The organism is Planctobacterium sp. R6 (assembly GCF_055755215.1).
Map to the genome: position 1 here is coordinate 104876 of NZ_JBVTQY010000014.1, position 7334 is coordinate 112209.

Sequence of the window (7334 nt, forward strand, 5' to 3'; positions counted from 1 at the left end):
TTTGTTGTTGCAGATCTATTCCGCTTTCGCCAGCCACCCGTGGTTTCATACGGGTGACATATTCCGATGTCAGTATAGACTAACAGCATAACAGTTATTTTACAGCAGAGGGCGCTTGAGCAAACTTAACAACAGCACTATCGAGCATCTGCATTTCTTGTTGTTAGAGATTGAGCAACAATTGCTGCAAACGGAAGCCTTTTTTGTTGCCCCGGAAGCCAGCGTCGCCAATCGCATTTTGGGTCGCGCCGGCTATGCTGAAAACCTGCGTACCCGCGCCAGGCGCAGTTTGCTGAGTCAGTTGCAGCGTCACCCAAAATCACCCTTACAGTTTAGACTACAGGCCGCAGAAAATCTGGTAGCCGAATTATTCCAGTTTAGTCATTTCGGACGTCAGGCCATCAGCGATAGCTTGCGACTCAAGCCCCGACGCCTTAGCGAGCTGCCTCATAAAGAATGCGCCAAATTGGTCAAACGTATGCGTCTGGCGCTGGGGCAGGTGGAAAGCGCCCTCGTCAATGCGAACTCCAGGGTGGCTATAGATATCGATAATGAACGGCGCAAATTAACCCGTAGATTGTCTAAAACCATGAACAAAGCGGTTTTAGAGCTAGGCGAGGAACAGCGCTTGCAGGAAGCCGCTGAAATGATGTTTCCCATCTATGCTCTGCGCCAAATGATCGCCTTAATGGGCGCCATTGCCGAGTCGGTACTGTCGGCTAATTTGGGCCAGCAAATGAATCTCAGTCGTTATACCTCCCTGACTGATATTGCCGATGACGTGGCAACAGAACCGGAAAACCTGACCCTGAATACCATTGCAGAAACCCGTTCCGGCAGCGCGATTTCTGCAGTATCCAGAAAAGACAACAGCAATGACGACCCGCTGGCCATTTTCAAAGAAGGTGACAAAGGAAAAGTAAAAGAGGAGCGAGCCAGTGTAAAAAGCTGGCATGATATCTACCCGGGACTGGCCCCAAAAATTCTGTCCTATCACAAACGCGGTGATACCGCCTCGATACTGATTGAACACCTGCCGGGTTTTACCCTGGAGCGTATTGTCACAGAACACACAGAGTTGGTTCAGCCAGCGTTAAAAAGCCTGTTAAAGACGCTGCAAAATATCTGGCAGGAAACCCGCACACCCCGACCTGCGCAGGCCCAACATATGCTGCAGTTGGAAAAGCGCCTGCCCGCAGTCTTTCAGGTTCACCCTGAATTCGCCACTCAGAAGCAAATGCTCTGTGGTGAGACCACCGCCTCGCTGCAAACTCTGATGAAGCGCGCAGCAGAGCTGGAAAAGAAGCTGCACGCACCATTTTCCGTGTACATACACGGTGACTTTAATCTTGACAATATTATTTATGATCCGATTGATAAGCGGATCAATTTTATTGATTTACATCGCTCCAGATACATGGACTACGTGCAGGATGTCGCGGTTTTTATGGTGTCCATCTACCGTCTCGGCATTCTGGAAACCCAGCAACGCAGCAGATTACTGACGATCGCTAAGCAGTTCCTCGCTCCGGTCAGACGTTTCGCCAAAAAAGAACAGGACGACAGCTTTGAACTCAGACTGACACTGGGACTGATCCGTTCTTATATCACCTCTACCCGCTTTATCCTGGACCCTACCTTGTCCCGACGTATGTTTTTGCGGGCCATGTATTTACTGAACCAGATCACCACCTGTAAAGCTGATAAACTGGCGAGATATCGCCTGCCACTGGAGGAACTTTTCTTTGAATAAACGCATTGCCGTTGTGGGCATACCGGGAAAATGGTCCACAGAAGTTCTGGCTGATCGGATTGAACAACAAACCGGGTTCAGGCTGGTTATCAGTATGCAGGATGTCCGGCTGGATACTGCCAGCAACGCGCTGTGGTTTCAGGATGTGAACCTGTGTCAGTTAGACGCCATCGTTGTGAAAAAGATCACTCAGGATTATGATCGGCACATGTGGGATCGCATCGAACTACTGCGTTTTGCGGAAATGGCCGGAGTCAGAGTGTTCAGTTCCTGTCAGGCCATGCTGCAATTGGTCAATCGTCTCGGGTGCAGTGTCACTCTGGCTGCCCAACACTTACCTTTGCCGGAAACCTGCGTGACTGAAAATTTACAGGACGCGGAGATGGCGGTTCAGCGTTTCGGTACCGCCGTGCTGAAACCCATGTTTTCCACCAAAGCCAGAGGCATGACGCTGGTCAGTGCAGCACAATCGGATTTAACCCAAAGGTTACGCACTTTTCAGCAACACAACCCTATGCTTTATATCCAAAAGAAAGCCACCCTGCAGGGCTGGGATTTGGGCATGGTATTTGTTGGAGGCAACTATTTGTGTACCTATGCCAGGGTTGCGCAGAATGATTCATGGAATACCACCATCCACAGTGGCGGTAAATACCAGGCCTATCATCCTGACAGTGCTCTGGTGGAATTAGGCCGGCAGGCACAGGCGCCTTTTGGTCTGGATTTTACCACCGTCGATATTGCGCTCACTGACCAGGGACCAATTATCTTTGAAGTATCGGCATTTGGCGGCTTTAAAGGCGCAGCAGAAGGTTGCCAGACGGATGCTGCTCAGGCCTATTGCCAACATATCATTCGCACCTTAACAGAAGACTAAAATGCACACCGGATTCAACACACTTTCACTGACGACACAGGACTTTTACTGTTCGCTACAACTGACTTTTGACCGCCAGAATTATCAGGTAAAGAGTAATTCTCCCGAGTTATTACAGGCACTAGGTCAGTATTTTGCCGGTTATGAGACCAGGGTGACAAGCAGCGCAGTGAGTATTTATCTGTATGATGACGAAGTACAGCAACCCGCTATCCAGTGGCAAAAGTGGACTGCCGAAGCCGGGAAAACTCGTCAAAAAGAACAGTATTGCGATGTTGAAGACGGTCGCTGGATACATAAACTAAAAACCGGCATGGTATTATTCCAGCACCTTAGTGCACCTTTGGCGATTGGCCCCTGCGAACAATTTCTCAGCCAGACGGTAAATTTCATCATTAATCAGCACATCAATTATTTGCAACAACAAGGCGGCCTGATTTGTCACGCCGCCTGTTTGCAGGTACAGCAGCAGGGTATCGCGATTGCCGCTTTATCGGGCGGTGGTAAATCCACTACGATGCTAAAACTGATGGACTTGCCAGATAGCCAGTTTATTTCCAATGACCGTCTGTTTTTATTTGCTGAAAGTTCAGGCATTGTGGCCCGTGGCGTGGCTAAACAGCCCAGAGTTAATCCCGGTACTTTGCTCAACAACCCCAAATTAGTCGATATCCTTTCAGTGAAGCGACAACAAGAGCTGGCCAGCATGCCCGGTAACGCACTCTGGCAGTTAGAGGAAAAGTACGACGTCATGGTAGAGCGGGTATATGGTAAGGCCAGCCTGGGGCACAGTTGCCCGTTACAACAGGTTGTATTACTCAACTGGCAGCCAGGTCACAACGCCCCAGTTAGCATGCAGTCAGTGAGTCTGGATTCGCGACCGGATTTAATCAAAGCTATCGCCAAATCTCCAGGCTCTTTTTATCAGGATGCCAGGGGAGCCTTTTTAAATGCAGCGATTATTCCGCCAAATCAGGCCTATCAGGACAGGCTACGCTCAGTCCAGGTGTGGGAGGTCACTGGTGGTGCAGATTTTGCTCAGCTTACTGACCTACTCAGCCAAAAAATATCACTACAAACGATGTCATCATAGGAGTTGCGAAAATGGCACAGACGCTGATTGCATTGATTCGACATGGCGCCTACCACCAGAAAGTCGATACCCCCAGCGCGCTGCAACCTTTTCCTTTAACAGCCCAAGGCATAAGCGAAGCACGACAACAAGCACAACAATTTTCCAGATTACTGACAGACAAAGGCTGGCGTCTGGCGTCACAAGTGCACTCCTCTCCCCTATTGCGCGCCTGGCAAACCGCGCAGATATACATACAGGAACTCAACGACTTTTTTATTGAGCCACCAGTGCATCTGCAATTTCCGGCGTTAGTTGAACGCTCGGTGGGAAACGTAGCGAACCTGACCACGCGGGAAATAGAGCAGTTGTTGGTTGAGGATCCGCGTTATGCTCCCGCCCCGTCCGGGTGGAAATCCGACAGTGAGTATTGTCTGCCCTTTCTGGGGGCAGAATCTCTGATGGCGGCCGGTGCACGCGTAGCCCGGCATATCGAGTCACAATGCGCTGAGACGACATCAAACACCGTGCAATTAATTGTCGGCCATGGCGCAGCCATGCGTCATGCTGCATGTCATCTAAATGTCATGCAGTTTTGCGATATTAAAAAATTAAGTATGCATCACGCTCATCCTGTCGTTTTGGAAAAAACAGATACAGAGTGGCAACACATTGCAGGCCAGTGGAAGATTCGTAAAGCGGGAAGTGAGGCAAAAGATTAATCAGCGCGACAAGCCGACAGCCATTGAGTCAAACCATGTCCTATAATTCACTGCAAACTTTTCCTATCGATCTCGCCGGATACACCACCATTGGCCAACACTGGTCTCAGTTTCGACATGTAGCAAATGATGAGCAACTGCCTGCAAGAGAACAGCCTTCACCGGAATCCCTGTCAACCGAACACTGGCGTTGGCCAGACAAAGCGGTTATTTTTATCTCAGATCCCCATGCTGATGCGGAAGCGTTTATTGCTTCTTTGCTGGCTTCCGGTGGCGTAACCCGCAACAGCAAGGGTAAATTAAAGTTAACCGCATTAGGTAAAAAAGCCACCTTTGTGATAGGCGGTGATTGCCTGGACAAAGGGCCAAGTAATCTGGATTTATTAGAAAGCCTGAAACAATTTATTGCCACTAAAGCCAAAGTAAAATTGCTGGCCGGAAATCATGATTTACGTCTGTTAACCGGACTTTCCGCCATCAGCCGGGAAAAACACGTCAGCTATGAGCACATGTTCGTGCGCATGGGGACCAAAGTTATCCCGCTGTTTAAAGAGGTCTTTGAGCGCTATCTGGCTAACAGCGACTGGCAACAGAAAACACCTGATGCGCAAACCTGCAAACAATATCTTTACCCCAGAGACAGTTGGTTTGACGCTTTTCCGGTGTTTGCGAAAGAATCGTTGAGTGCCAAAGCCATTGAAAAGGAAGTGAAACGATTGCGTAAAAAGGCGGGCAGGTTCGAACAGGATTGCCAGGCTCAGGGTATGGATATTCGCATGGTGTACGCTGCCGCGCAGCACTGCCAGCAGCTGTTTTTCAGTAAAAAAGGTAAATTCCGCTGGTTCTTTAAAAATATGCAGTTGGCCTATAAAAAAGGCAGCTTCTTGTTTGTACACGCAGGATTGGACGACGACGTTAGTCAGCTGATCAAACGACATGGCATCAAAAAGCTCAACCGACAGTTTAAAACAACGTTGCGCGACGATCTGTTTGCCTTTTATTTCAGCTCTCTGGCAACACCGTTTCGCACTAAATATCGCGATTCCGATCCCATCTTTTCAGCGAAAGGTGCAGAGGCAGTAAAACAGCGCGATATTCACTGCGTAGTACATGGCCATGTAAACCATGGCGACGGGCAACAGATATCGTTGCAAAAGGGCCTGTTGCATGTAGAAGGCGATATCACCTTAGATCGCAACTCCCGTCGCAAGGAAGGTTTATCCGGAATCGGCTTTGGGGCCACCCTAATCCACCCTAAGAAAATGATAATAGGTATCAGTTCTGATCACCCGGTGGCCAAGGTATTAACACCCCGCTGGCACAACATTTGGCCAGTTCAACAATGAGGTAGCGCAATGGAACACAAAAGTGAATTCAGGCACGAGTCTTTACAGGACGGTAAGTCCATTCAAAAACTGCTGGAAGCTATTTCTAAAGGGCTGGGCAAAGGAAAACTGGAATTCAGTGACGAAGATGGCAAGTTAGCACTTACCCCCAAGGGGCTGTTAGACCTTAAAATCACGGTTAAAGAAGACGAATCCCGCCACAAGCTCGATATCCGGGTCAGCTGGAACAAGCAAAATCAACATCTGTCAGAGTCAATTCTGAAAGTAAAATAATCGCCTTAAATCTCAGCACGATAATCCGGTGTTGCTATCAATAAGGGTATCTCAATCCCTGGCCATGTCAGACCAGAAGTTGTTGTTGCTTTTATAACCAGATCTCATCAATTAGTCTATAAACCGCACATTCTATTTGGGATACAGGCAAAGCATTGCTAGTATTTAGGCGAAAGAATTAATCCCAGCGCTAAACAGGAGTATCTCTTCAGAGATCAGCAGATGCCTGAAACATCCAATCACCAAACTAAACTTCGAATCAAATTAAAGTTTCTGGCCGCTGCCGCAGTGTCTGCGCTTTTGCTGCTTTTGGCTTTAGGCCTGTTTGAATTAATCAGTAATGAGCGCCATCGCCAAACGCAGAGTAACGAAGTCACCGCCGAGCTCACCGAGATTAGAGCCTCACTTGAATACACCATCAATCGCAACCTCAGTTTAACCCACGGTCTTGCAACCTACATCTCCCTGAATCCGGAAATGGACCAATCAGAGTTTTCCAGGTTTACTCAACAACTGCTCTCCTCTGCCAATCAAATACGGCACATTGGTGCCGCAAAAGATCTGGTAATTAGCCATGTCTACCCAATGGAAGGCAACGAACAAGCGCTTGGTGCCGATTACCGGAATATTCCTGACCAATACGAAGCAGCATTACGAGCTATTGAGCTTAATCGAACAATTCTGGCTGGTCCGTTAAATTTGATCCAGGGAGATACAGCACTGATAGCCAGAACGCCGATAATTAACGCCCGTTCAGGGGATGTTTGGGGGTTACTGTCTGTTGTCTTGCGCTACGAGGAAATTTTACAGGTCAGTGGTGTTTCCTTGCAGACAAAACTGGATCTCGCCATTCGGGGTAAAGACGCCAGCGGGTCTGCCGGTGACTTTTTCTACGGGAACAGCCAGATTTTAGCGCAGGAGCCAATTGGGCTCCTGATCAGTTTACCTCAGGGGAATTGGCAATTGTTAGCGACCCCCAAAATGGGTTGGCAGGATCTACGCATAAATATTCCGGTTTGGATTGGAGCTCTGCTGCTTTTTTGCTTGTGGTTGCTGGTTTTAAAGCACAGATACAGCACCGAAATGCTGTACCTTGACTCAATTCACAATGTCTTTCGCTCGGAACGCAAATTTCGGAATATATTCCACAATCACAATGCCGTGATGTTGCTTATTGAGAAGTCCACCGGACAGATAGTAGACGCTAACGCCGCCCCCCTGTGTCAGGATAGTTGTCGCCTCAGTTTTTCGTATTGTTAGACAGGGGGTGGATGACAGGTTTGAGTGAAAC

The 7334-nt window shown here is 48.6% G+C and carries 7 protein-coding genes; all 7 read left to right on the plus strand.

Translation table 11 applies throughout. The features are described 5' to 3' along the window. The first annotated feature begins 115 nt into the window (after positions 1 to 115). The 7 genes from AC0J20_RS11280 to AC0J20_RS11310 all read left to right on the plus strand — a co-directional run bounded on the left by AC0J20_RS11280 (position 116) and on the right by AC0J20_RS11310 (position 7303). Positions 116 to 1753, plus strand: a complete 1638-nt coding sequence (locus AC0J20_RS11280) for a phosphotransferase (protein ID WP_473021716.1) — start codon at positions 116 to 118, stop codon at positions 1751 to 1753. Further along, positions 1746 to 2630: a GAK system ATP-grasp enzyme gene (locus AC0J20_RS11285; protein WP_473021717.1), complete on the plus strand. Its 885-nt coding sequence runs from the start codon at positions 1746 to 1748 to the stop codon at positions 2628 to 2630. Before AC0J20_RS11280 ends, AC0J20_RS11285 begins: the two co-directional genes overlap by 8 nt. A 1-nt stretch (position 2631) precedes the next feature. Continuing rightward, positions 2632 to 3723 carry an HprK-related kinase B gene (locus AC0J20_RS11290; RefSeq protein WP_473021718.1) on the plus strand — a complete coding sequence of 364 codons (1092 nt, stop codon included), beginning with the start codon at positions 2632 to 2634 and terminating at the stop codon, positions 3721 to 3723. Positions 3724 to 3734: 11 nt separating this feature from the next. Continuing rightward, positions 3735 to 4424, plus strand: a complete 690-nt coding sequence (locus AC0J20_RS11295; protein WP_473021719.1) for a histidine phosphatase family protein — start codon at positions 3735 to 3737, stop codon at positions 4422 to 4424. A 35-nt stretch (positions 4425 to 4459) separates the two neighbouring features. Beyond that, a complete protein-coding gene (locus AC0J20_RS11300; protein ID WP_473021720.1) occupies positions 4460 to 5770 on the plus strand; it encodes a metallophosphoesterase in 1311 nt (436 codons plus the stop codon). A gap of 9 nt (positions 5771 to 5779) precedes the next feature. Then, the gene (locus AC0J20_RS11305) at positions 5780 to 6043 is read left to right on the plus strand and encodes an amphi-Trp domain-containing protein (RefSeq protein WP_229529939.1); all 264 of its coding nucleotides are present in this window, start codon (positions 5780 to 5782) and stop codon (positions 6041 to 6043) included. A gap of 222 nt (positions 6044 to 6265) precedes the next feature. Further along, positions 6266 to 7303, plus strand: a complete 1038-nt coding sequence (locus AC0J20_RS11310) for a CHASE domain-containing protein (protein WP_473021721.1) — start codon at positions 6266 to 6268, stop codon at positions 7301 to 7303. The last annotated feature ends 31 nt before the right edge of the window (positions 7304 to 7334 follow it).